The following is a 25,798-nucleotide window of genomic DNA, read 5'->3' on the forward strand; positions in this document are numbered from 1 at the left end:
TCTTTGTCTGTTCAAAGTAAATTTAAAAGAAAACTAAAATTAAAGAGCTATCAAAAAAGTAAAGAAAATAATATCACGAACCCTAATTGGGTTAATTTTACTTTTGTTGGCATTGGCTATAACACTTTCATTGCCTATTGTGCAAACTAAAATTGCACGATATGTTACAGATTCTTTAAATGAAGATTTTAAAACAGATATTACGGTAGATAAAGTTGCCATCAATATTTTTGGCGGAGTTAAACTAAAAACGGTCCTGATTCGTGACCATCATAAAAAGACTTTAATCTATTCAGACATTATTAGTACTGATATTTTGAGTATTAAAAGACTTCTTGATGGTGATTTGATTTTTGGCGATCTTCGTTTAACGGGTTTGATTTTTAATTTGAAAACCTACAAAGGCGAAAACGAAAACAATATCAATAAATTTATTCGCTTATTTGATTCTGATAAGCCTTCGAAAACCAATAAACATTTTTTACTGACGGCCAAAAATGCCTATATCTCAAAAGGTACTTTTTCGGTTGTGGATGAAAATAAGAAAAACCCACAATTCCTTGATTTTAAAAAACTTAACGCTTATATCAGTGATTTCAAATTATATGGACCGGATGTAAATACGACTATTCACAGGTTTTCTTTTCTGGATCATCGTGGTTTGTATGTTTCTAATTTGGCGGCAAAATTCAGTTATACCAAAAAACAAATTAAGCTTGAAAACTTAGCCATAAAAACCAAAAGATCATCAATTTATGGTAAAGCAATTTTAAATTATAAACCAGGAGATTTTCTTGCTTTTACAGATAAAGTTAAGTTCGATGTTGCGCTTGATTCTGCTTCAATTGCTACAAATGACATTCGTTATTTTTATGACGGATTGGGTAAAAATCAACATTTTAAACTTAGATCTAAGATAAAAGGAACCCTTAATAATCTTAATTTAAAAAAGCTTAGACTTTCTGATACAAACGGTTCAAGAATTATCGGAAACATTAATTTCAGAAATCTTTTAGGCACAAAAGAGCAAAAGTTTGCAATGGAGGGAAAGTTTGACAGACTAACTTCCAGCTATGATAATTTAGTGGTTTTGATGCCAATTGTTTTAGGAAAAAAACTTCCTAAAGAGCTTAAGCGAATTGGTAAATTTAATATTGTTGGAAAAGCAAAGGTTTCGACAACAGAATTAGAAAGTGATTTTAGAATTGCGACAGATTTAGGAAATGGTCAGGTAGATTTGCATCTGAACCACATGGATTTTATTGATAAAGCTTCTTATTCGGGTAATATTATTTTGGATAATTTCGATGTTGGCGCATTATTGCAGCGAAAGGATCTCGGTAAGACTACTTTAAATTTAGATGTTGATGGCATTGGTTTTACAGAGAAATATCTAAACACAATCATAAAAGGTGATATTACAAAACTGGATTATAATAAATACACGTATAATAATATTGTAGTAAATGGTAATTTTAAATTGCCTTATTATAAAGGACAAATTTCTGTCAATGATCCTAATTTGACTTTAACATTTGATGGTTTAGTTGATTTGAGCAAGCGTGAAAGTAAATATGATTTCCACATCAATATTGAAAATGCCGATTTGAAAAAACTGAAGTTTGTAAACGATTCCATTTCTCATTTTCAAGGCGATGCAGTTGTCGAGGTTACAGGAAATTCTATCGAAAATCTTCAGGGAAATATTTATATAAAAGATGCAGTATATCAAAATCCAAAGTCTACTTATGCTTTTGATGAACTAACAATCAATTCTAGTTTTGATGCTGATAAATTGCGTACCATAACTATAAATTCTACAGATGTAGTTAACGGAAAAATTGTTGGTAAATTTCAGTTTGCTCAGTTAGATAAATTGGTAATGAATTCCGTAGGAAGTCTTTATACTAATTATAAGCCTTATAAAATTAAAAAAGGACAGTTTTTGCGTTTCAATTTTCATGTTTATGATAAAGTTGTCGAAATGCTTTATCCTGAAATTAATATCGATTCATCAACTGTTGTACGCGGAAGAATTGATGCCGATTTAAATGAATTTAAGTTTCGATTTAAATCACAAAAAATTACAGCGGCAAAAAACACTTTTGATAATATCAGAATCAATATCGATAATAAAAACCCGCTTTATAATGCATTTATAGAGTTGGATAGCATTAAAACGCCTTATTATAAAATCCGAGATTTTAATTTAATTAATGTAACTTCAAAAGATACTTTATTTGTGCGCTCAGAGTTTAAAGGAGGCGAAAAGGGCAATGATTATTTTAATATGAACTTGTACCATACTATTGATAAAAACAAAAACAATATTGTTGGTATCAAAAAATCTGAAATGAAATTTAAAGATTATTTATGGTATTTAAATGAAGAAGACGGATCAGATAATCAAATTATTTTTGATAAAAACTTCAGCAACTTTAATATAGACAATATTGTTCTTTCGCATGAAGATCAGAAAATTGACTTAAACGGAGTTATAAAAGGCACCGATTATAAAGATTTAGTACTGAATTTTGAAGATGTTGATATCAATAAAATTACACCGCTCACTTCGAAGTTTGTCTTTAATGGTAATTTGAACGGAAGCGTCAATTTTAAACAAAACAAAGATGTATATCAGCCCACGGCGTCTATTGTCATTGACCATCTTAACTTAAATAAAACGGAACTTGGAACATTAAATTTTGATATTTCCGGAGATGAGAGCCTGAGAAAATTTACCATAAATTCGTCTATACAAAATGGTTTTACAGAATCGTTTAGTGCCAACGGAAATTTTTCGATAGAAAACAAAGAGACTTTTCTTGATTTAAAGCTAAAACTCGAAGGATTTAATCTGGCAACTTTAGGAACGGTTGGTGGAGATGTTTTGTCGAATGTGAGAGGAAGTGTTTCCGGAAATGCGGCTGTTGTTGGTAATCTTAAAAAACCTGAAATCAATGGTAGATTATATGTAGAAAAAGCAGGAATGACAATTCCGTACCTTAATACAGATTATGAATTAAGCGATCGAACAGTTATTGATTTAACTGATGAAAAGTTTTTGTTTAGAAATAATCAGTTAACAGATACTAAATATGGTACGAAAGGATTACTGAACGGAAGTATCGAACATCATAATTTTGGCGATTGGAAATTAGATTTAACTATAACCTCAAAAAGATTATTGGCACTTGATACAAAAGACAGTGACGATGCCGCTTATTTTGGTACAGCGTTTATTAATGGTACAGCAAGTATAAAAGGACCAACAGAAAGTTTATTTATTAAAGTAGATGCCAAGTCTGAAAAAGGAACAGAAGTTAAGATACCTATTAATAATGTACAAAGTGTAGGAGAGAGCAGTTGGATACATTTTGTGACACCAAAAGAAAAATACAATCTGGCAAATGGTATTGTTGAGCGAACCCGTAATTATAACGGACTTGAACTGGAATTTGATTTTGATATCACACCAGATGCCGAAGTAGAAGTAATTCTGGATCGAAATTCCGGTCATGGAATGAAAGGAAAAGGATACGGTTCGCTGTTGTTTAAGATCAATACGTTGGGTAAATTTAATATGTGGGGAGATTTCCAGGCATACGAAGGAACTTATAACTTTAAATACGGAGGTTTAATCGATAAAAAATTCGCCGTTAAAAAAGGTGGATCTATTATTTGGGAAGGTAACCCGATGAAAGCCCAGCTAAATTTAGAAGCCGTTTATAGAACAACGGCAAACCCGGCTGTATTATTGGATAATTCATCTTTTAATAAAAAAGTGCCGGTAGAAGTTGTTATTGGTCTGAGGGGAGATTTAACAAGCCCGGAGCCTAATTTTGATATTCAGTTTCCATCTGTCAGTAATGTTTTAAAATCAGAGATACAATATAAGTTAGATGATAAAGATGTGCGCCAAACGCAGGCATTGTATTTATTGTCAACAGGTTCGTTTATGAGTCCGGATGGATTTAACCAAAGTGATTTGTCGGGAACATTTGCAGAAACCGCCGCAAGTTTACTGGGTGGAATTATTAAATCAGATAATGATAAATTCAATATTGATTTAAATTTTGTATCGGCAGATAAACGAATTGGTCAGGAAGCCGACGGTCAGTTTGTGGCTAATATATCTTCTCAGATTAATGAAAAAATATCCATAAACGGAAAACTTGGAGTTCCGGTTGGAGGTGTTAACGAATCGGCAATTGTGGGAGATATTGAAATTCTTTACAGAGTTAACGAAGACGGATCTATGAATCTTCGTTTGTTTAATAAGGAAAATGATATTAATTACGTAGGGCAGGGAATTGGTTATACTCAGGGAGTTGGTATTTCGTATGAAGTAGATTTTGATACTTTTAGTGAACTGGTCAATAAAATTTTCAAAAGTCATAAATTAGAGAAAGCCTTAAAAACTTCTCCTGATGATTTGCCGGATTCTTATGCAAATCCCGATTATATGAATTTTTCAAGTTCAAAAGAGAAAGTGAAAGAGAAAGAGAAGGATAAAAAGAAACCGAATAAAAAAGATGAAGAAAAACCGAAGGTTCAGCCAGGAAATAATCAGGGATATATTCCCGACGATAACGATTATTAGTCTGTGAATTGTTAACTTTTCTAAAACCATTTTTATAATGGTTTTTTTTATGCTAAATTTATAAATTAATAGTTTTTTGAAAATCAGCTATATCCAGATTTTTATAACACTTCATTTATGTATTGTTAATTTTAAAGATTTAATTAAAATATGTGCCTTTTATTATTTTAAATGAATTTTTTCATATCAAAAAACTTATTAACGAAAACGTTTGAATTTAACATATTTTATTAATTTATGACAATTACCACCTGTAAAGTGGTGAATGTTTGCTAATTTTACACTTTAATACTTAAATAATGCCAAAAACAATAAAAAAAGTTGGTGTTCTAACTTCAGGGGGAGACTCACCAGGAATGAATGCCGCAATACGATCAGTTGTTCGAACATGTGCTTATCATAATATAGAATGCATAGGAATTTATAGAGGGTATCAGGGAATGATCGAAGGAGATTTCAAAGAAATGGGTCCCCGAAGTGTAAATAATATTGTAAACAAAGGAGGAACGATTTTAAAATCAGCTCGTTCTACTGAGTTTAGAACTCCGGAAGGTAGAAAAAAAGCACACGAAAACCTTTTAAAAGCAGGAGTTGATGCTCTTGTAGTAATTGGCGGAGACGGAAGTTTTACCGGAGGTTTGATTTTTAATTCAGAATTTGATTTTCCTGTAATGGGAATTCCGGGTACAATCGATAATGATATTTTTGGTACAAGTCATACTTTAGGATATGATACTGCTTTGAATACTGTGGTAGATTGTATTGATAAAATTAGAGATACTGCAAGTTCGCATAACCGACTATTTTTTGTAGAGGTTATGGGTAGAGATGCGGGGCATATTGCTCTAAATGCAGGTATTGGAGCTGGTGCCGAAGAAATCCTTATTCCTGAAGAAGATTTAGGTCTGGAAAGATTGCTGGACTCTCTTCAAAAAAGTAAAGCTTCAGGAAAATCATCAAGTATAGTAGTTATTGCTGAGGGAGATAAAATTGGTAAAAACGTATTCGAATTAAAAGATTATGTTGAAGCTAATTTACCGGAGTACGATGTAAGAGTTTCTGTTTTAGGACACATGCAGCGTGGTGGTTCTCCATCTTGTTTTGACCGTGTTCTTGCAAGCCGTTTAGGTGTAAAAGCAGTAGAATCTTTAATCGAAGGTAAATCTAATTATATGGTTGGTTTACAACAGGATAAAGTAGCTTTAACTCCGTTGGAACAAGCAATCAAAGGAAAATCTGAGATTGACAGAGAATTATTAAGAGTGTCTGATATCATGTCGACATAAGAACATAAAAGTTTAAAAAAGGAATGAAGTTTATTGTGAGGAAATTAGACTTTAAATTAGTGTAATAAAAACAAAAGCAAAAATTAAGTAAAATGTCAAAAGTAAAATTAGGAATAAACGGATTTGGACGTATTGGAAGAATCGTTTTTAGAGAATCATTCAATAGAGATAATGTAGAAGTAGTAGCAATCAACGATTTATTAGATGTAGATCACTTAGCTTACTTATTAAAATATGATTCAGTTCACGGTCGTTTTGACGGAACTGTAGAAGTAAAAGAAGGAAAACTTTATGTAAACGGAAGAAATATCCGTATCACTGCAGAAAGAAATCCAGCTGACTTAAAATGGAATGAAGTTGATGTTGATGTAGTTGCTGAATGTACTGGTATCTTCACAACTATCGAAACTGCAAATGAGCACATTAAAGGTGGTGCTAAAAAAGTAATTATTTCTGCTCCTTCTGCAGATGCTCCAATGTTTGTAATGGGAGTAAATCACGAAACTGCAAAAGCTTCTGATTTAGTTGTTTCTAACGCTTCTTGTACTACAAACTGTTTAGCTCCTTTAGCTAAAGTTATTCATGATAACTTCGGAATTGAAGAGGCTTTAATGACAACTGTACACGCTACAACTTCAACTCAAATGACAGCTGACGGACCTTCTAGAAAAGACTGGAGAGGTGGACGTGCTGCATCAATCAATATCATTCCTTCTTCAACAGGTGCTGCAAAAGCGGTTGGAAAAGTAATCCCTTCTTTGAATGGAAAATTAACTGGAATGTCTTTCCGTGTACCTACTGCTGACGTTTCTGTAGTAGATTTAACTGTAAAAGTTTCTAAAGAAACTTCATACGAAGAAATCTTAGCTGTGTTGAAAACGGCTTCTGAAACTACAATGAAAGGTATCTTAGGATATACTGAAGATGCAGTTGTATCTCAGGATTTCATTTCAGACAAAAGAACTTCAATCATTGATGCTACTGCAGGAATCGGTTTGAATTCAACTTTCTTTAAATTTGTATCTTGGTACGATAATGAGTACGGATACTCTTCTAAATTGATCGATTTATCTGTGCATATCGCAGGTTTAAAATAATATTGTATAAATTTGGCAAATCCCGTTATCTCAAGGTAACGGGATTTTCTTATTTTGTTTTGACTTTAATTAATGTAAAAAACACACTTTTAAATTGATGAAGAAAAACTAAATCCAAAAACTAAAAAAAAATGAAATTAATAGTTGATAGTGGATCTACAAAAGCAGATTGGATTGCAATTGATGATAATGGAAAAGTATTATTCACGACACAAACTTTGGGATTAAACCCTGAAATTCTTGACGGTCCTGAAATTGTTTCAAGATTAAATGATCGTTTTGATATTCTGCAAAATAAAAAAAATGCAACACATTTGTTCTTCTACGGAGCAGGTTGTGGAACAGAGAGAATGCAAACTGCACTTTCGCAAATATTCCAGGAATATTTTAATAACGCTATTGTTGAAGTTCACGAAGATACTTATGCAGCAGTTTACGCTACAACTCCAAAAGGAGAAGAAGCAATTGTTAGTATTTTAGGAACAGGTTCAAACTGCAGCTATTTTGATGGAAAAGTATTGCATCAAAAAGTACAGTCATTAGGTTATATTGCCATGGATGATTGTAGTGGAAATGTTTTCGGAAAAGAATTAATCAGAAAATATTATTTCAATAAAATGCCTAAGGAATTGGCAGTTGAATTTGAAAAAGAATATAATTTAGATGCTGATTATATCAAAAACAAATTATACAAAGAACCAAATCCAAATGCTTATTTGGCAACTTTTGCTAAGTTTTTAATCAAACATAAGGATACAGAATTCTGCAGAAAAATCATTTTCAAAGGAATGAAATCTTTCGTTAAAAACTATATCAAACAATTTGATAATTGTAAAGAAGTTCCTGTTCATTTTGTAGGTTCTATTGCTTTTTATCTTAAAGATGAATTACAAGAAACATTTGATAAATATGAACTTCAGTTAGGTAATGTTTTAAGACGTCCTATTGATGGTTTAATTGCATACCATGTTGCTAACCAATAGTTCCGGTTTTATGGAAATTGCTATTATTGCACATGATGGTAAAAAAGCAGATTTAATTGATTTTTTAATTAAAAACGAAGCAGTTTTACATCATGAAAAAATAAAGCTCATTGGTACAGGAACTACCGGAGGAAAAGCTGAAGCTGCGGGTTTTAAAACTCAAAGAATGCTTTCCGGGCCTTTAGGCGGAGATGCGCAAATTGCAGGAAGAGTGGCAGAAGGAATTACACAAATGGTTTTCTTTTTTAAAGATCCATTGTCAAGTCATCCACACGAAGCTGATATTAATATGTTAATTCGCGTTTGTGATGTACATAATGTGCCGCTGGCAACAAACGAAGCAACGGCACAATTACTATTAGATGCTATTGCACTGCAATTATAGAAATTTCAACATTTACATTTTTTGGCAAACAAGCCACTTGAACCGTTTCACGAGCTGGAGCGGTTTTTTCGTTAAAATAAGATCCGTAAACCGTATTAATAGCGCCAAAATTATTCATATCCATAATGAAAATAGTTGCTTTTACTACATTTTCAAAAGTCATATCTGCGGCTTCCAGAATAGCAGCAATATTTTGCATTACCTGATGTGTTTCATCATTTATATTGTCAGTTACAAGTTCTCCTGAAGCAGGGTTTATTGCGATTTGACCAGATGCATAAAGTGTATTTCCTGATAATACAGCCTGATTATAAGGTCCGATTGGAGCGGGTGCTTTTTCTGTAAAAATTATTTTTTTCATAGTAATTGATTGTTAAATACCAAAATAGATTATTCGGCCACTATAAATAATGGCTGAGAAAATTATTGATCTAAAATACGATTTTATTATCGATTAGAAGTACTTCGTTTATTCCATTTAATGTCGCTAAGAACACCGGATTTAATTCCGATAAAGAAATTCCAGTTAGAATTTGTTCCCAATGGACTCCAGTTAAAGGCCATTCTCCAGCTTAATAAATCTCTTTCAAAACGAAATTGCGTAAATGTAACTCCATTTTGTACAAAATCGTAACCTGTAGAAATTCCGCCTTTCCATTTTGGAGTAATATCCATATTGGCAGAGACCATGATGGAGTTTCCTGTGATTTTGTTTTCACGATTTACATTAGAGTAAGTCAATGAATAAGCCAATGTCATATCCCAGGGTAATTTTGAATTAAAGAACTCTGTTATTACATCTTCGTCATCGTCTTTTTCATTTGCAAACTGACTGTTTCGGCTATCGTTCAAATCGGTATTGGTACCAAATAAATCATCTTTACGACCTCCGTTCCGTTCACTTTGTTTGTTTTCTTCCTTGGTGCCTTTATTTGAAAAAGAATAATTCAAAGTTACGTTGGCGCTTGTCATTCGAAACAAACTTCCACCATTATCAATGTTATAAGTATTCATTCTTGTTCCTGAGTTGTCTATGGCATAAGGATCTAAAGTTGCACCAAAATTGACATTCATTTTATTGTCAAAAAACTGAGTTCCACCACTTACAAGAACAGGCTGCCATGCTAAAGTTTCTTTACCGTTAGCATTAAAATTATAACTTGTACTGAAGTTTAAATTGTTCAGTAACATTATTTTTTTAGGTTCAGTTTTTGTACTGTCGCTGTCTCTTACTTTTGCTTCAAAGGTGTTGCTTAAAGCAAATGCCACGATATTAGAGTTTTCCTTGCTTGGAACACCATAAACACCACCTTCAAATCGTGTATATTGACTCGTAATTCTGCCTGAAGCATCTACTGCATAAGTGTCATAATATTTTTCAAAACTAGGCGTATATGCATACGTAATAGTTGGTCGCATTACGTGGCGAATAGACTGGATTTTTTTATCATTACCAAAATTAAAAGTACCGTAAATAGTAGTACCTAAATTTGTACTCAAATTATACGTTCTAAACGCATCAAAACCATTTACAGTTGTTGTGTCAACTCTGCTTAGATTTGTATCGTAATGCCTGTCTATTGTTTTGGTAACCCATGTTTCCTGGTAATTTGTAGAAGCTCCGGCACTAAAATATTTAAATATCTTGAAATTGGTACTAATCGGAATCGAATGCTGCATTCCAATTTGTGCATCTTTAAACATTTGTGGCTTAAAGAACAATGAATCTGTAGTTACAATATTGTTTTTACCGCTTAAATTATATTGTAAGTTGATGTTTTTTATAAAACCTTTTTTCACACCATCTTTACCAACAAAAGGATAAACACGATCGACACTTGCCTGTAAAGTAGGTAAAGTCATGTTGATTACTTCAGTTTGTGTATTTTGAGAGTGTGTCGCCGTTAACGATATTCTCGCCTGCGGAATCGTATTAAACGTTTTATTATAGGAAATAGAAGAACTTAAGGTATTGTTCAAATTAGATCCAACGTTGGCCTGATTGATAGATTGTTTAAAGTATTTACTGCTACCCATATTTACAGAGGCAGAAAAAGTGGAATTCGGATTCGATTTTGTATCTTTCGAATGCGACCACTGAATGTTGTAAATATTCTGTTTAGAATAATCCGGATAACCTCTTTCACTGTTTATCAGGTTTTCAAAACGAATATTGACATTTCCTCGATACTTATATCGGGTTGCATATGCCGATTCAAATCGCATGGCATAACTTCCGTTTGTGTAATAATCTCCCAACACGGTTAAATCGTAATTATCGCTCAAAGCGAAATAATAGCCCATATTTTGAAGGGAGAATCCACGTGTATTTGAGTCATTATAACTAGGTATAATGATTCCGGAAACACTTTTTTCTTCACTCATCGGAAAATAAGCAAAAGGTAAAGCCAGAGGAGTAGGTACATCGGCAATAACCATGTTGGTTAAACCGGTAATTACTTTTTTGCCCGGAATAAATTTTACTTTATTGGTCTGAAAATAATATTCAGGATTGTCAATGTCTTTAGAAGTCGTAAATCTGGCGCCTTTTAAAAAGTAAACCGAGTCGTTTTCTTTCTTGGTAACGGCTGCTTTGATTTTAAATTCGCCTTGTTCCGTTCGTGAATTATAAATTAAAGCTTTTTTTGTTTTAAAGTTAAAACGAATTGAGTCAGGCTGAACTTCGCTTGCTCCTTGTTTAAAATTAGGATATTGAGTTAATACGCCTGCGGAATCTTTTATCCTTCCGGCATATACTTCATCTTTCTCATAATCAAGTACAATTATACCAGATTTTAATTCAACATCTTTATAGTATAGTTCACCTTCATTATAAAGAGTGATTCTTTTCTTTTTCTGATCGATTTTTGCGTAGTCCTTTGCCCTGTATTTTACTTTTCCATCCAGAAAAGTCTTTGTTGGCCTAACAGTATCCAGCTTTATGGTGTCTGCAACAACAATTTCAGGTTTATCTGTTTGTTTTTCAGTTGATAAAGGAGCTTTTTTAGATTTTATCTCTTGCGAATATAATTTACCACAACCTAGTGTTAGGAAAAATGATAATAAAACGATATTAAATAAGTTTGTATGCAAAGGTTTAAATGCTATTTTTGTAAAAGTATGGCTTGTTTTTTGACATGTCAAACTTACATATAATTTTTTGTCAAAAATAATCAATTGTAAAAATTATAGCTGTTGCATTTTATTAAAATTAACTTTTAGATTTATGAACATATTTAACAAAACTAGACTAATCTTTAGTTTTTTTCTAACGATAACAACTTTTTGTGCTTACAGTCAAACAAATGTATTTAAAGTAACTCTTGATGCAGGACACGGTGATCATGATTTTGGTGCCGTTTATAGTGGAAGGATCGAAAAGAATATTGCGCTGGCTATTGTGTTAAAAGTTGGAAAATTACTGGAAGCTAGTCCTAATATTGATGTTATTTATACTCGTAAAACAGATGTTTTTATAGATCTTGTGGAAAGAGCCAATATTGCCAACCGTGCAAATTCGAATATTTTTGTCTCTATTCACTGTAATGCAAATAAAAATACTGCCGCAGACGGAACTGAAACTTATGTAATGGGTTTGAGTAAAGTTGCGTCGAATCTTGAAGCTGCGAAAAAAGAGAACTCGGTAATTACATTAGAAAAAGATTATAAACGTAAATATGAAGGTTTCGATCCTAATTCTCCTGAATCAATGATCGGAATGACCTTAATGCAGGAAGAATATTTGGATAACAGTATTTCATTAGCCAGTAAAATTGAAGATAATTTTGATAAATTAGGGAAAAAATTACGTCAGGGCGGAGTAAAGCAAGCACCATTTATGGTACTTCATAAAGCATATATGCCCAGAGTATTGGTAGAAACAGGATTCGTTTCTAATCCTACAGAAGGAAATATTTTAAATTCTGAAGAAGGACAAGATGATATTGCTAAAGCTATTGCTGAGGCAATTATAAGCTATAAAAGAGAATATTTTGGCTCTGGAGTTCCGGAACCAGATACAAGACCGGTAAAAGATACTTCTACAGCAAAGCCTAAAACTGTTGAAGCACCCGCAGTAGTGAAAAATGCTCCAAAAGGTACATTTTTCAAGGTACAGCTTATTGCCAGCATTAAAAAAACACCATTAGAACCTAAAAACTTTAAAGGACTTAAAAATGTAACGATGTTATTTGAAAACAATATATATAAGTATTTTTATCAGGAAACCTCAGATTACGAAACTGCAAAGAAATATCTGCAAGAGGCTAAAGGTAAAGGATATGGAGCAGCTTTTTTAATTGCTTATAAAGACGGAGAAAAAATCAATATTCAGGACGCAATTAAATAATAGCAACAAGTTCGGATATTTATATTAATTTTGTATTAAACACTTAGAATTTTGAAAATAACTAGAGAAATTAAAACGGCTATATTAGTCATCGCGTCAATATTATTATTTATTTGGGGTTATAGTTTTTTAAAAGGCAGAGACCTTTTTACAAATTATCAAACATTATATGTTGAATATGATAATGTTGAAGATTTACCACAATCTGCTCCCGTAACTTTAAACGGACTTGGAATTGGTAAAGTACATAAAATTACAATCAATGAAACTACAGGTAAATTATTAGTAGAACTTCAGTTAAAGACTGATTTTCCAATTTCTAAAACCAGTAAAGCTGCATTATATTCTCCAAGTTTAATTGGAGGAAAACAAATCAAAATTATTCCGAATCTTGCAGATAAAGATCCCGCAGTTGATGGACAAAATTTAGAAGCTGCTGTAGAATTAGGATTAACAGAATCTTTAGGAGGTAAAATTGAGCCAATCCAGGCAAAATTAAATTTAATGCTTGAGAACATTAATACACTGGTTGTAGGATTGAATAATGTTCTGGATAAAAAAGGGCAGGAAGATCTTAAAAAATCTTTGTCAGAATTGAGCGAGACTATGGAGCAATTTCATAGAGCTTCCGGAAGTTTAAATTCTATTTTGGATACAAACAAAGGTCAGATTAACGGAGTTGTGACAAACTTCAATAAAATGTCAAGTAACTTCAATAAAATATCAGATTCTTTAAACAAAGCAGATTTAGGTAAAACAGTGAGAAACCTAAACCAAACTTTGGCTAAAGTTGATGGAATTATGAGTAACCTAAACTCAGGAAAAGGTACAGCAGGTAAATTATTAAACGATGATGCTTTGTATAACAATCTTTCTAAAACTTCAAAAGAATTAGAATTGTTATTGCAAGATGTTCGTCTTTACCCAACACGTTACGTAAATGTTTCTCTTTTTGGAAAGAAGAACAAACCATACGTTGCGCCTGCAGATGATGCAAAAACGACTGACAAAAAATAATTAAGAATAATAAAGAATGAGTTATTTAGACAATATTTTATTCGCTATACTTCTGATAGCTGGTTTTGGTTTTTTTGCGACGAGTGTAAAAAAAATTATCCGAAACATTAATTTAGGAGGTGATGTAGATCGAAAAGACAATCCTAAGGCACGTTGGGCAAACATGGCTTTGATTGCGCTTGGACAATCTAAAATGGTGAAACGTCCGGTAGCGGGTGCATTACATATTGTTGTCTATGTAGGTTTTATTATTATTAATATCGAATTACTGGAAATCATCATTGATGGATTAATTGGAACTCATAGAGTTTTTGCCCCTTTTTTGGGTGTAGTTTATGATGTTTTAATTGCTTCTTTCGAAGTATTGGCTTTCCTTGTAATTTTTGCAGTGACTGTTTTTTGGATAAGAAGAAACCTGATCCGATTAAAACGTTTTGTACATTCAGATTTAAAGGGATTCCCTAAAAGTGATGCGAATTACATTTTGTACTTTGAAACAGTTTTAATGATTTTGTTTTTATTGATGAATGCATCTGATTATCATTTGCAAAATGTACCGGGTGGAGTTTTTCATAAAGCGGGAAGTTTCCCAGTAAGTCAATTCATTGCGCCTATTTTTAACGGGATGTCAAATGAATTAGTAGTGATTTTATTTGAAGTATTTTGGTGGTTGCACATTGCGGGTATTTTAGTTTTTATGAACTATTTGTACTTCTCAAAACACTTGCATATCCTTTTAGCGTTCCCAAATACTTATTTTGCAGATTTAAATCCGAAAGGGAAATTTGATAATTTAGAGTCAGTTACAAAAGAGGTGAAATTAATGATGGATCCTAATGCTGACCCATTTGCTGCTGCTCCGGTTGATGAAAATGCTGCGCCGAGTAAATTTGGTGCCAGTGATGTTCAGGATTTAAACTGGGTTCAGTTATTAAATGCATATACTTGTACTGAATGTGGACGTTGTACATCTGCATGTCCGGCAAATCAAACCGGTAAAAAATTGTCTCCTCGTAAAATTATGATGGATACAAGAGACCGTTTACAGGAAGTAGGAAAAAATATAGATGCCAATAAAGGTGTTTTTGTTCCTGATAATAAAACATTATTAAACGATTATATTACTCCGGAAGAATTGTGGGCATGTACTTCATGCAATGCCTGTGTTGAAGAATGTCCGGTAAATATTAGTCCGTTATCTATTATTATGGATATGCGTCGTTATTTGGTGATGGAACAAAGTGCTGCTCCTATGTCGTTGAATGCCATGATGACCAATATCGAAAATAATGGTGCTCCTTGGCAATACAATCAACAAGACAGATTGAATTGGAAAAACGAAAATTAAAATTATAGTTTAATCGTTGAATTGGTTATTTGTTTAACCGTTTAATTGATGAATAAAATATTTAAGGTTTTTTAGTGGAGGTTATAGTAAAGAGTACGATTAACCAAATAAGCGATTAACCGATTAAAACAAAAAAAGGAAGATGTCAGAAAGTTTAGTAGTACCAACAATGGCAGAAATGCTTGCCGAAGGAAAACAGCCAGAAGTTTTGTTTTGGGTGGGTTGTGCAGGAAGTTTTGATGATAGAGCAAAAAAAATCACAAAAGCATTTGTACGTATTTTAAATCGTACAAACGTTTCTTTTGCTGTACTTGGTACTGAAGAAAGCTGTACTGGAGATCCGGCAAAAAGAGCAGGAAATGAGTTTTTGTTTCAAATGCAGGCTATGATGAACATTGAAGTTCTAAATGCTTATGAAGCAAAAAAAATTGTTACAGCTTGTCCACATTGTTTTAATACTTTAAAGAATGAATATCCTGAATTAGGAGGTCAATACGACGTAATTCACCATACAGAGTTTTTAAAGTCATTAATTGATGATGGAAGATTAACTGTTGAAGGCGGACAGTTTAAAGGAAAAAAAATCACGTTTCACGATCCTTGTTATTTAGGAAGAGCAAATAAAGTATACGAAGCGCCAAGAGATTTAATTCAGAAATTAGATGTTGAATTAGTCGAAATGAAACGCTCAAAAGCAAACGGATTATGTTGTGGAGCCGGTGGAGCACAAATGTTTAAAGATGCTGAGCCAGGAAATAAAGAAGTAAACGTATTGCGTACAGAAGATGCTCTGGAAGTAAAACCGGATATTATTGCCGCAGGTTGCCCTTTCTGTAACACAATGTTAACCGATGGTATTAAACATCAGGAAAAAGAAGGACAAGTGAAAGTAATGGATATTGCAGAGTTAATTGCTAATGCACAGGATTTATAAATAAAGGTTCAAAGTTCCAAAGGTTCAAAGGAACAAAGGCGTTAACTTGAAACTTGAAACAAATTAAACTAAAGAAGAATTAAAATGTATATACCTTTTGAAAATTTACCTGGTGAATCCAGAATCTGGATTTATCAATCGAACAGAAAATTTTCTGAGGAAGAATTTTCTGAAATAGAAACTGATCTAAAAGCTTTTGTAGAAGAATGGGCAGCACACGGAACAAGTTTGGAAGCTTCATATCTTCTAAAATATAACCGATTTATTATATTGGCTGTAAATCAGGATGTACAAGCAGCTACAGGTTGTTCTATTGATAGTTCTGTTGAATTTATTCAAAGTTTAGAGAAAAAATACAGCGTTGATTTATTGGATAAAATGAACGTAACTTTTAAACTTGGTGAACATATCGCGCACAAACCTTTAATCGATTTCAAGAAAATGGTTAAGGATAAATCAGTTTCTGAAAATACAATTGTTTTTAATAATCTCGTAAACAATATTGAAGAATTCAACGAATCTTGGGAAGTTCCTGCCGCTGATAGCTGGCATAGCAGGTTTTTCTAAAAGAGAAATTTATAATATATTTAAAAGGCATGGGACTTAGGTTTCGTGCCTTTTTTTGTGGAACTAAGTTGTTTGTTTTTTTTAAAGTTTGCGCGTGTTGTTTATGTATTCCCTACGGGAAATTGTATTTAACTTAATTATATTTTTCTACCAATATTTAACCTCTACGAGGTAATCGCTTCTTTTTGGTTAAATATGTTTGTTACTTGTTTTATTTGTTAAAAAAAAATCTTTAAATACTCCGTTAGAAGCTAAATATTGGTAGAAAAAAAGACACACACATGATAATATTCCCCGTAGAGACTATTAATATTTAACTTCTACGAGGTAACCACTTCTTTGCGGTTTAAATATTTTGTTGCCTGTTCTGTTTATTAAAAAGCAAATCTTTAAATACTCCGTTAGGAGTTACATATTGGTAGCAAAAAAAATGCACACATAATAATATTGTCCCGTAGGGACTACATATTTTGTATAATCACCAATATTTGTAGAGTTTCGTGCAGTTTATTGTTTATACGATGACAAGATTGAGGAAATCTTTGTCAAAGTTTAAAACTTTGACAAAGATAAATCGCAGTAAACCCGACAGGTTTTTATCCCGAGGTCTTCGGGACTGTCGGGTCTAGAATGAGGGCCTTATGAAAGCCAAAACCTCTAATTTAGCCCCGATGGGAGCGGCATCCTTTTTTGCCGGTCCCGAAGCCTCGGGACGGCAGAAAAGATATAGTGGACAGCGGGACAACTGGTTCTTTTGAAAACGAAATTTTCTGCTCCTGATAAAAATTATGGATTATAAGCTATGAATTATGAGTGGTAAGTCCTTCGACTTCGCTCAGGATAACAGTAAAATCTTAATCTATAAAAAAGTCGATAATCTAACATTCTAATAATCTGATCAATCTATAATTCACAAAAATCTAACAATTTAAACGATCAATTAAAAGCTATTTTTGAGTACTTTCGTAGTTATTAAATTTAATACATGAAAATAGCTATAGTTTGTTATCCGACATTTGGCGGTAGTGGGGTTGTAGCCACAGAATTGGGCCTTGAACTAGCCAGACGCGGACACGAAATCCATTTTATTACTTATAGTCAGCCCGTTCGGTTGGCACTTTTAAATCCTAATGTTCATTATCACGAAGTAAACGTTCCTGAATATCCTCTTTTTCATTATCAGCCTTATGAGTTGGCTTTATCGAGCAAATTGGTTGATATGGTGAAATTATACAAGATTGAATTACTGCATGTACATTATGCTATTCCGCATGCGTATGCGGGCTATATGGCGAAGCAAATGTTGAAAAATGAAGGAATTAATCTTCCGATGATTACGACACTTCACGGTACTGATATTACACTGGTAGGGAATCACCCTTTTTATAAACCGGCGGTGACTTTTAGTATTAATAAATCAGATTATGTAACTTCGGTTTCGCAGAGTTTGAAAGATGATACTTTGAAATTATTCAAAATCAAGAATAAAATAAAAGTGATTCCGAATTTTATTGAACTGGATAAAGTTAAAAAAGATCCGTTAGCGCCTTGTCATCGTTCTGTTATGGCAAAGGAAAATGAGCGTATTATTACGCATATCAGTAACTTTAGAAAGGTAAAACGTATTCCGGATATTATTAAAATTTTCTACAATATTCAAAAAGTAATGCCAGCTAAATTAATGATGGTTGGTGATGGTCCTGAAAAAGAAAAAGCAGAAGCTTTATGTATGGAATTAGGAATTCACGACAAGGTTATTTTCTTTGGTAATAGTAATGAAATTGATAAAATTTTACTTTTAACCGATTTGTTTTTACTTCCATCAGAAACAGAAAGTTTTGGTTTGGCAGCTTTGGAAGCTATGGCATGCGGCGTTCCGGTTATTTCGAGTAATTCCGGTGGTTTGCCTGAAGTAAATTTTGATGGTTACTCTGGTTACTTGAGCAATGTTGGAGATGTCGATGAAATGGCTGCAAACGCTATTAAAATCTTAAAAGATGATGCTGTTTTGAATGAATTTAAAGCAAATGCTTTAGAGGTTGCGAAAAAATTTGATATTAAAAATATATTGCCAAAATACGAAGCACTTTACCAAAGAGCAATTGATGATTATAAATATGAAAAACAGTAATTAAAAAATAAACAGATGAAAAAAGTTATTTCGGTTTTAGCAGTTTTTGTCTTAATTTCCTGCGGAGCAAAAAAAGGATCTGATTCAAAAGCACTTTATGAAGTTTTAACAGAACAATCTGATGGTGGCGGAAATATTAAGTTTTTTGAAATCTTAACAGAGCCAAATGAAATTAAAATGCTCGAGAATGACCCACTTTTGGCTGATAAAATGAAACAGGCCGATATAAATAATTCTAATTATGTTATTCTGAATATGGGAGAAAAGAACACTGGCGGTTATTCGATTAGTGTTGAAAAAGTAGAAGAAACGGATAAAAATATCATTATTACAGTGAAAGAAAAAGGTCCGGCTGCAGACGCTATGACGATGCAGGTAATTACTTATCCTTATACAGTTGTGAGAGTTCATTCTAAGAAAGAAATTATTGTTAAATAATTTTTTGAGGTAAAACGCTATTGTTGTCACAGGCTGAGCGGAGTCGAAGTCAACGCAACAAAGGCTTCGACTCCGCTCAGCCTGACAATTAGCAGAACCTGAAATTTGAAACAAAATTAAAGCATAAAAAAAACCTGTCGTTTTAAAGCGACAGGTTTCTTTTTTACAATTATTTTTTACTTTAATATTTTAGAATCTGAATTTAACTCCTAAACCTACATCAAATCCAAAATTGTCATCATCATAATATCCAGAACCAATTTCAGGTCTTGCGTCTAATGATAATGTAATTGGCACTTCAGAAAATCTATATTCTATACCAATATCTCCAGCTGCAAAAACATAAGTTCCGCTATCATTATATCTTCCGTTGTCGTAGTAATAATCATGATCCCAAGCGGCAACACCTCCACCGACACCTGCGTACCAGTTAAAACCTCCATCGATATTCCAAACCCATTGATAAAGTGCAACAGCCTTAATAGCATCTACATCGCTGCTGTTTCTCCAGCCTAAATCAAATTCAAGCCTGTTCTTTTGGTTTAATCCCAATTGATAAGATACTTCGCCTCCAAAACCGTTGTTGTCGCCCAGACGTAATCCCAGTGCATTTTTTGAAATTTCTTGTGATTGCGCTGTAAACGCTAAACCTAACAGCATAAAGGCAGATAAAATGATTTTTTTCATGATTGTTATTAATTTTTATTCAAACTTACAATTACTCTAAAAGTCAAAACGTATAAGATTCTATAAAATTGTTATATAATTTACATTTTGACTTATTTGCAAGTCTGTTTAAAAATCAATTTGCTATTTAAGTCCGAAACAATTTTTTAATTGAGCGTTATTTTTGTTTTAGAATAGAGGTAATTAAATGGTTGCTCAGAATGTCTTCCATTTCAAAAAGATTTTCTTCTTCTGTGAAGTTAGTTTGAGAATACGAAAATAATTTCCAGCGTTTTTTGTGGTATTCTAAAGCTGTTAAATTCTCGACCCAATCCCCTGAATTTAAATATAATGTAGAGCCGTGTTTGTTTTCTTTTTTGATAATTTTAGGTTCATGAATATGTCCGCAAATTACATAATCGTAGTTTTTTTCTATAGCTAAATCAGTAGCTGTAGTTTCGAAATCAGAAATAAATTTAACTGCTTTTTTTACGCTTGCTTTTATTTTTTTAGAAAATGAATAAGGTTCGCGGCCCAGTTTAGATAATACCCAATTGACAAAACGGTTCGTAAGAATTAGGTAATCATAACCTAAACCACCCAATTTTGCGATCCATTTTGAATGTTGTACAGAGGCATCAAAAACGTCTCCATGAAAAATCCACGCTTTTTTATCGTCTAATTCTAAAACTAATTTATCGACAAGAGCAAAATTACCCATATTCATATCTGTAAATTTTCTCAGAATTTCATCGTGGTTTCCGGTAATGTAATACACTTTTGTGCCTTTGGAAGCCATTCCGATTACTTTTTGAATAACTCTTAAATGAGCTTTTGGAAAGTATGATTTTCTAAATTGCCAGGCATCAATTATGTCGCCATTTAAAACTAATGTTTTGGGTTTTATACTTGACAGATAGTTGTTTAGTTCTTTGGCGTGGCTACCGTAAGTTCCTAAATGGACATCTGATAGAATGACCAACTCGACATTTCTCTTTTTCAATTTTTCTTATTTTGAAGTTTAACAAATAAAAGAATCTAACGCGAGATTTATTTTATCAAAAGGTTACCAATTTGACCACAATTTTAATAAATTGTGATTTTTAAACAACTTAACCTTTATTTAATAATACCAATTTTAAATTTTTTAATTTAATTCATAAAACTTACATTTGCTCAAAACAAATTACAATGGCAGGAAATAGCTACGGCACACTATATAAAGTAACCACATTTGGAGAATCACACGGAGAAGCTTTAGGCGGAATTATAGACGGTTGCCCGTCGGGAATACAACTTGACTTAGAAGCGATTGAAGTTGAAATGTCACGCAGAAAACCGGGACAATCTGCAATCGTAACCCAACGTAAAGAACCGGATGCGGTTCAGTTTTTATCAGGAATATTTGAAGGTAAAACTACGGGAACTCCAATAGGTTTTATTATTCCGAATACCAATCAAAAATCAGACGATTACTCTCATATAAAAGACAATTACAGACCAAGCCATGCAGACTATGTGTATGATCAAAAGTATGGTTTTCGTGATTATCGCGGTGGCGGAAGAAGCTCAGCCAGAGAAACAGCAAGCAGAGTAGTTGCAGGTGCAATTGCTAAGCAAATGTTACCGGAAATTAAAATTAATGCTTACGTTTCTTCTGTTGGACCTATTCATTTAGATACACCTTATCAGGAATTGGATTTTTCGAAAATAGAAAGTAACCCTGTTCGTTGTCCTGACGAAGAATCAGCAGCGATTATGGAAGAATATATTCGTGATATTCGCAAACAGGGAGATACTGTTGGCGGTGTTGTTTCCTGTGTGATTCAAAATGTTCCGGTTGGTTTAGGCGAACCTGTTTTTGATAAACTTCATGCTGAATTAGGAAAAGCAATGCTTTCTATAAATGCCGTAAAAGGTTTTGAATACGGAAGCGGATTTTCTGGTTCTGAAATGAAAGGAAGCGAACACAATGATTTATACAATCCTGACGGAACTACAAAAACAAATCTTTCCGGAGGAATTCAGGGAGGAATAAGCAATGGAATGGATATTTATTTCAGAGTAGCTTTTAAACCCGTTGCTACTATCATGCAAACTCAGGATTCACTTGATAATAAAGGAAATATCACACCAATGACCGGTAAAGGCCGTCATGATCCGTGTGTTGTGCCTCGCGCAGTGCCTATTGTTGAAGCAATGGCAGCGATTGTTTTGGCTGATTTTTATTTGATCAACAAAACATATTAATAAAAATTAAGACAGTGAGGGTCTTAATGTTTTAATCTAAAAAACTATTTAATGCAAGTTACAGAAACCAAAAAAAAATCATTTCTTTCAGGATTAACGGGTCAAATTATAGTAGCAATGGTTCTTGGGGCTATTCTCGGAATTATATTGCACAATTCGATTTCACCTGAGGCAGCGCAATCATTTAGCAGTAAAATAAAAATGTTAGCAACCATTTTTATCCGATTGGTACAAATGATCATTTCGCCTTTAGTATTTACTACTTTGGTAGTTGGTATTGCAAAACTGGGAGATATAAAAACAGTTGGAAGAGTTGGAGGAAAAGCATTAGCATGGTTTTTTACTGCTTCGTTTATATCATTACTAATCGGGTTATTTTATGTAAATGTATTAGAGCCGGGGGTTGGTATAAAATTAGAGCATATTGATATGGCTTCAGCTTCAGAAGTAACCGGTAAAACAAAAACATTATCTTTTGATAACTTCGTAGAACATATTGTTCCCAAAAGTATTTTTGAAGCATTGGCAACAAATGAAATCTTGCAGATAGTAATATTTTCTATCTTTTTTGGATTAGCCGCTGCATCTTTAGGAAATACCGTAAAACCGGTTATAAATGCTTTGGATAAAGTTTCGCATATTGTTTTAAAAATGGTAAATTATGTAATGAACTTTGCTCCAATAGGGGTTTTTGGTGCCATTGCAGGAGTTTTTGCCATTAGAGATACAGAAGAATTAGTGATTACGTACTTTAAATTTTTCGGATCATTTTTAATAGGTATAAGTACTTTATGGGCTGTTTTAATTGCTGTGGGATATATTTTCCTAAAAGGAAGAATGACAGAACTATTAAAACGTATTATTGGTCCGTTGGCAATTGCCTTTGGAACAACAAGCAGCGAGGCTGTTTTTCCAAAATTAACTGAAGAATTAGAAAATTTTGGCGTAAAAGACAGAATTGTATCTTTTATGTTACCACTTGGATATTCATTTAACCTTGACGGAAGTATGATGTACATGACTTTTGCCAGTATATTCATTGCGCAATTTTATGGTGTTCATTTAGATCTGGGAACTCAAATGGTTATGCTTTTGGTTTTAATGTTAACCAGTAAAGGTATTGCAGGTGTGCCAAGAGCAAGTTTGGTCGTAGTAGCGGCAACTTGTGGTATGTTTGATATTCCTATTGAAGGAATTGCATTAATATTGCCAATTGATCACTTTTGTGATATGTTTAGAAGTGCAACCAATGTTTTAGGAAATGCTTTGGCAACTTCAGTTGTGGGACAATGGGAGAGCGATAAAGAATCTGATATTGTTTCTGAAAACTAAAATTTTCTTCACGAGAAAAACGTTGTAGTTTTCTTTGAAATATTTAAAATAAGAAAAAAGCTGTATTTTTATTTGAAATACAGCTTTTTTTTATTTTTAAACGTATATTTGAATGAAACTAGCCTATTTATGCCCCAAATACGCATTTTTTTAACCCTCCTTTTAATTCTGAATTGTGCTGACAATTTGGCGATTGCACAATCTGAAATTATTTCTGAAGACAAGATAAATAAACTTGTAAAACAGGCCTGGTTCGATTATAAAGATTCTAATTTCGAAAAATCCTTAATTACTTCCCGTGTAGCTTTAAATTATGCAACAGCTCTTAAAAACGACTACTTAATAGCGCGTTCGTATAAAATCATAGCAGGAAATTATAGCGAATTATCAGAGTTTGATAAAGCTATTTTTTTCTACAACAAAAGTTTGTTTTACGCTAATAAAACCAATAACGATTCTATAAAATACAGTCTTTACAATAACTTAGGGAATATATATTGTTTTGAAAGAAAACAATTTGATAAAGGAATTCGGTATTATAAAAAATCAATTGCATATGGTTTAAAAATCAATGATTTGAATCAGGTATATTTTACAAACGTAAATATTGCCTGGGCTAATTTTGATTATGGTAATTTTAAAGAAGGATATCCGTATTTGAAATATATCGACGCTAATAAAAAAAAATACGGCGACGAATCTACAGATGTGGTTGTAAATATGCTTAACGGCATGTATTCCAGTTATAAGGAAGATAATGATACTGCAAATGCCTACTTTTTAAAAGCGATCGAAGCGGGTAAAAATAGTGTAGAAAAATCAGATTTGTCATATAGTCATTTAGAATATTCTAAGTTCTTAACCAAAATTGAAAAATACAAGGAAGCTTATGAAAATCTTTCTGCATTTAATAAAATTACCGAAGAATTATATAATGAAGAGAAATTAAAAAAGGCTTCTATTGCCGGATTTAATCTCGAATTGGACGAATACAAAAGACAGATTGATAAAATTGAAAACGAAAAAATATCACAATATCAGAGCCTGAAAAAATCGAGACTTATTGTTATTTTGTTTATCGTAATTTCGTTTATTCTCCTTTTACTGATTATTACGCTGATCAAAAATATCCGATACAAGAAAAAACATAATTTAGAGCTTTTACAAGCCAAAGAAATCGCCGAAGAAGCATCTTTACTTAAAACACAATTTATTTCTACTATAAGCCACGAATTGCGTACGCCTTTGTATGGAGTTGTGGGAATAACAAATATGCTGCTCGAAGAACATAAAGAATTATCAAACAGTCAGCACCTCAGTTCCTTAAAATTCTCTGCCAGATATTTATTATCGTTAGTAAATGATATTCTTCAAATTAATAAAATAGAAGAAAATAAAGTCGTTCTGGAAAACCTGACATTTAATATTTCTGATGAAATTGCAATGATCAAAAACTCACTTTCGTTTTTATCGCAAAAAAACAATAATAAAATTTCAGTCAGCATTGACCGGGATATTCCGGAATATTTAATTGGAGATAAATTAAGATTGGCTCAAATACTGATGAATTTAGTTAGTAATGCCTTGAAATTTACTAAAGATGGTGAAGTTGAAATTATCGTAAACCTTAAAAAAACAGAAGGAAAATACCATTATTTAGAATTTCATATAAAAGATAATGGAGTAGGAATAGCCATTGCTGATCAGGGCAAGATTTTTGAAAAATTTGTTCAGGTTGGAAGAAAGGACGAAGATTATCAGGGAACAGGATTAGGTTTAAGTATTGTAAAAAGATTATTAGGACTTTTTGGAACAACGATACTTTTGCAAAGTGATATAGGTGAAGGTACTGCATTTTCGTTCACCATTCCTTTTGAATGTAATCCGGCAAAAACAAAGGATATTATTGATGAAATTCAGGTTGATTTAACTTCTGATGAAATATATAAAATTTTAATTGTCGAAGATAATCTTATCAATCAATTAGTGACCAGAAAAATTATTGAAAAAAATAATTATATATGCAAAGTGGTTGATGATGGTTTTGGCGCTTTGCAAATACTCGAAAACGAAGATTTTGATCTTATTTTGATGGATATAAACATGCCATTAATGAATGGATTTGAAACCACAAAAAGAATCCGCCAATTAGGGATCAAGACTCCTATTGTTGCCTTAACAGCTTTTGATAAAGATGAAATAACAGATGAAGCAATATCTTCGGGCATGAATGATATTATCATAAAACCTTTTGAGCCTGTAAAACTCTTTAAGATTATGAATTACTTAATCTATGAAACAAAAAACGTAGGATGTTAAACACGAATTTCACGAATTTACACTAATTGTTACTTTGTGAAATTAATTTCACAAAGTAACTTAACTATTAGAATTTGTGTAAATTAGTGAAATT

At 32.6% G+C, this 25,798-nt stretch carries 19 protein-coding genes; 15 read left to right on the forward strand and 4 right to left on the reverse strand.

What is annotated here, in order from left to right:
• Window positions 1-103 precede the first annotated feature (103 nt).
• The 5 genes from AC4FQ3_RS17285 to AC4FQ3_RS17305 all read left to right on the forward strand — a co-directional run bounded on the left by AC4FQ3_RS17285 (window position 104) and on the right by AC4FQ3_RS17305 (window position 8,354).
• On the forward strand, window positions 104-4,603 hold the full coding sequence (locus tag AC4FQ3_RS17285; protein ID WP_491182668.1) for a translocation/assembly module TamB domain-containing protein: 4,500 nt from the start codon (window positions 104-106) through the stop codon (window positions 4,601-4,603).
• 299 nt (window positions 4,604-4,902) lie between these two features.
• Window positions 4,903-5,889, forward strand: a complete 987-nt coding sequence (gene pfkA / locus AC4FQ3_RS17290) for a 6-phosphofructokinase (protein WP_042565055.1) — start codon at window positions 4,903-4,905, stop codon at window positions 5,887-5,889.
• A 92-nt stretch (window positions 5,890-5,981) separates the two neighbouring features.
• Window positions 5,982-6,986, forward strand: a complete 1,005-nt coding sequence (gene gap / locus AC4FQ3_RS17295; protein ID WP_042565054.1) for a type I glyceraldehyde-3-phosphate dehydrogenase — start codon at window positions 5,982-5,984, stop codon at window positions 6,984-6,986.
• A 131-nt stretch (window positions 6,987-7,117) separates the two neighbouring features.
• Entirely contained in the window at window positions 7,118-7,969 is an 852-nt protein-coding gene (locus AC4FQ3_RS17300) for an N-acetylglucosamine kinase (protein ID WP_073395115.1), read from the forward strand.
• Window positions 7,970-7,979: 10 nt separating this feature from the next.
• Window positions 7,980-8,354, forward strand: a complete 375-nt coding sequence (locus AC4FQ3_RS17305; protein ID WP_029273108.1) for a methylglyoxal synthase — start codon at window positions 7,980-7,982, stop codon at window positions 8,352-8,354.
• On the opposite strand, the gene AC4FQ3_RS17310 is transcribed toward AC4FQ3_RS17305, so the two are convergent.
• Both AC4FQ3_RS17310 and AC4FQ3_RS17315 read right to left on the reverse strand, forming a co-directional pair.
• Window positions 8,335-8,715, reverse strand: coding sequence for a RidA family protein (locus AC4FQ3_RS17310; RefSeq protein ID WP_073395114.1), 381 nt, complete (start codon window positions 8,713-8,715; stop codon window positions 8,335-8,337). The two genes, AC4FQ3_RS17305 and AC4FQ3_RS17310, sit on opposite strands and share 20 nt — an antisense overlap.
• Window positions 8,716-8,801: 86 nt before the next feature.
• Entirely contained in the window at window positions 8,802-11,498 is a 2,697-nt protein-coding gene (locus AC4FQ3_RS17315; protein ID WP_042565110.1) for a putative LPS assembly protein LptD, read from the reverse strand.
• Between the two features lie 82 nt (window positions 11,499-11,580).
• Between AC4FQ3_RS17315 and AC4FQ3_RS17320 the strand changes: the two genes are divergently transcribed.
• The 7 genes from AC4FQ3_RS17320 to AC4FQ3_RS17350 all read left to right on the forward strand — a co-directional run bounded on the left by AC4FQ3_RS17320 (window position 11,581) and on the right by AC4FQ3_RS17350 (window position 19,137).
• The gene (locus AC4FQ3_RS17320) at window positions 11,581-12,702 is read left to right on the forward strand and encodes an N-acetylmuramoyl-L-alanine amidase family protein (protein WP_042565109.1); all 1,122 of its coding nucleotides are present in this window, start codon (window positions 11,581-11,583) and stop codon (window positions 12,700-12,702) included.
• A gap of 51 nt (window positions 12,703-12,753) precedes the next feature.
• Window positions 12,754-13,719, forward strand: coding sequence for an MlaD family protein (locus AC4FQ3_RS17325; protein ID WP_042565051.1), 966 nt, complete (start codon window positions 12,754-12,756; stop codon window positions 13,717-13,719).
• Window positions 13,720-13,735: 16 nt separating this feature from the next.
• Window positions 13,736-15,067, forward strand: coding sequence for a 4Fe-4S dicluster domain-containing protein (locus AC4FQ3_RS17330; protein WP_073395113.1), 1,332 nt, complete (start codon window positions 13,736-13,738; stop codon window positions 15,065-15,067).
• Window positions 15,068-15,209: 142 nt separating this feature from the next.
• Complete coding sequence (locus tag AC4FQ3_RS17335) at window positions 15,210-16,001, forward strand: (Fe-S)-binding protein (RefSeq protein ID WP_042565049.1); 792 nt, start codon at window positions 15,210-15,212, stop codon at window positions 15,999-16,001.
• A gap of 84 nt (window positions 16,002-16,085) precedes the next feature.
• Window positions 16,086-16,568: an ABC transporter ATPase gene (locus tag AC4FQ3_RS17340; RefSeq protein WP_491182669.1), complete on the forward strand. Its 483-nt coding sequence runs from the start codon at window positions 16,086-16,088 to the stop codon at window positions 16,566-16,568.
• A gap of 985 nt (window positions 16,569-17,553) precedes the next feature.
• Window positions 17,554-18,699 (forward strand): N-acetyl-alpha-D-glucosaminyl L-malate synthase BshA, encoded by a 1,146-nt coding sequence (gene bshA, locus AC4FQ3_RS17345; RefSeq protein WP_042565047.1) that lies wholly within the window; start codon window positions 17,554-17,556, stop codon window positions 18,697-18,699.
• Between the two features lie 15 nt (window positions 18,700-18,714).
• Window positions 18,715-19,137 carry a protease complex subunit PrcB family protein gene (locus AC4FQ3_RS17350; protein ID WP_042565046.1) on the forward strand — a complete coding sequence of 141 codons (423 nt, stop codon included), beginning with the start codon at window positions 18,715-18,717 and terminating at the stop codon, window positions 19,135-19,137.
• Between the two features lie 189 nt (window positions 19,138-19,326).
• Here the strand turns inward: AC4FQ3_RS17350 and AC4FQ3_RS17355 are convergent, their stop codons facing one another.
• Both AC4FQ3_RS17355 and AC4FQ3_RS17360 read right to left on the reverse strand, forming a co-directional pair.
• Window positions 19,327-19,824: a hypothetical protein gene (locus AC4FQ3_RS17355; RefSeq protein WP_042565045.1), complete on the reverse strand. Its 498-nt coding sequence runs from the start codon at window positions 19,822-19,824 to the stop codon at window positions 19,327-19,329.
• Window positions 19,825-19,981: 157 nt separating this feature from the next.
• Entirely contained in the window at window positions 19,982-20,806 is an 825-nt protein-coding gene (locus tag AC4FQ3_RS17360) for a UDP-2,3-diacylglucosamine diphosphatase (protein ID WP_491182670.1), read from the reverse strand.
• Between the two features lie 188 nt (window positions 20,807-20,994).
• On the opposite strand from AC4FQ3_RS17360, the gene aroC reads away from it, so the two are divergent.
• The 3 genes from aroC to AC4FQ3_RS17375 all read left to right on the forward strand — a co-directional run bounded on the left by aroC (window position 20,995) and on the right by AC4FQ3_RS17375 (window position 25,704).
• Window positions 20,995-22,053 carry a chorismate synthase gene (gene aroC / locus AC4FQ3_RS17365; protein WP_491182671.1) on the forward strand — a complete coding sequence of 353 codons (1,059 nt, stop codon included), beginning with the start codon at window positions 20,995-20,997 and terminating at the stop codon, window positions 22,051-22,053.
• Window positions 22,054-22,104: 51 nt separating this feature from the next.
• Entirely contained in the window at window positions 22,105-23,385 is a 1,281-nt protein-coding gene (locus AC4FQ3_RS17370) for a dicarboxylate/amino acid:cation symporter (protein WP_491182672.1), read from the forward strand.
• A 129-nt stretch (window positions 23,386-23,514) separates the two neighbouring features.
• Window positions 23,515-25,704 (forward strand): response regulator, encoded by a 2,190-nt coding sequence (locus tag AC4FQ3_RS17375; RefSeq protein ID WP_042565041.1) that lies wholly within the window; start codon window positions 23,515-23,517, stop codon window positions 25,702-25,704.
• The last annotated feature ends 94 nt before the right edge of the window (window positions 25,705-25,798 follow it).

The organism is Flavobacterium sp. AK-345 (genome assembly GCF_058310175.1).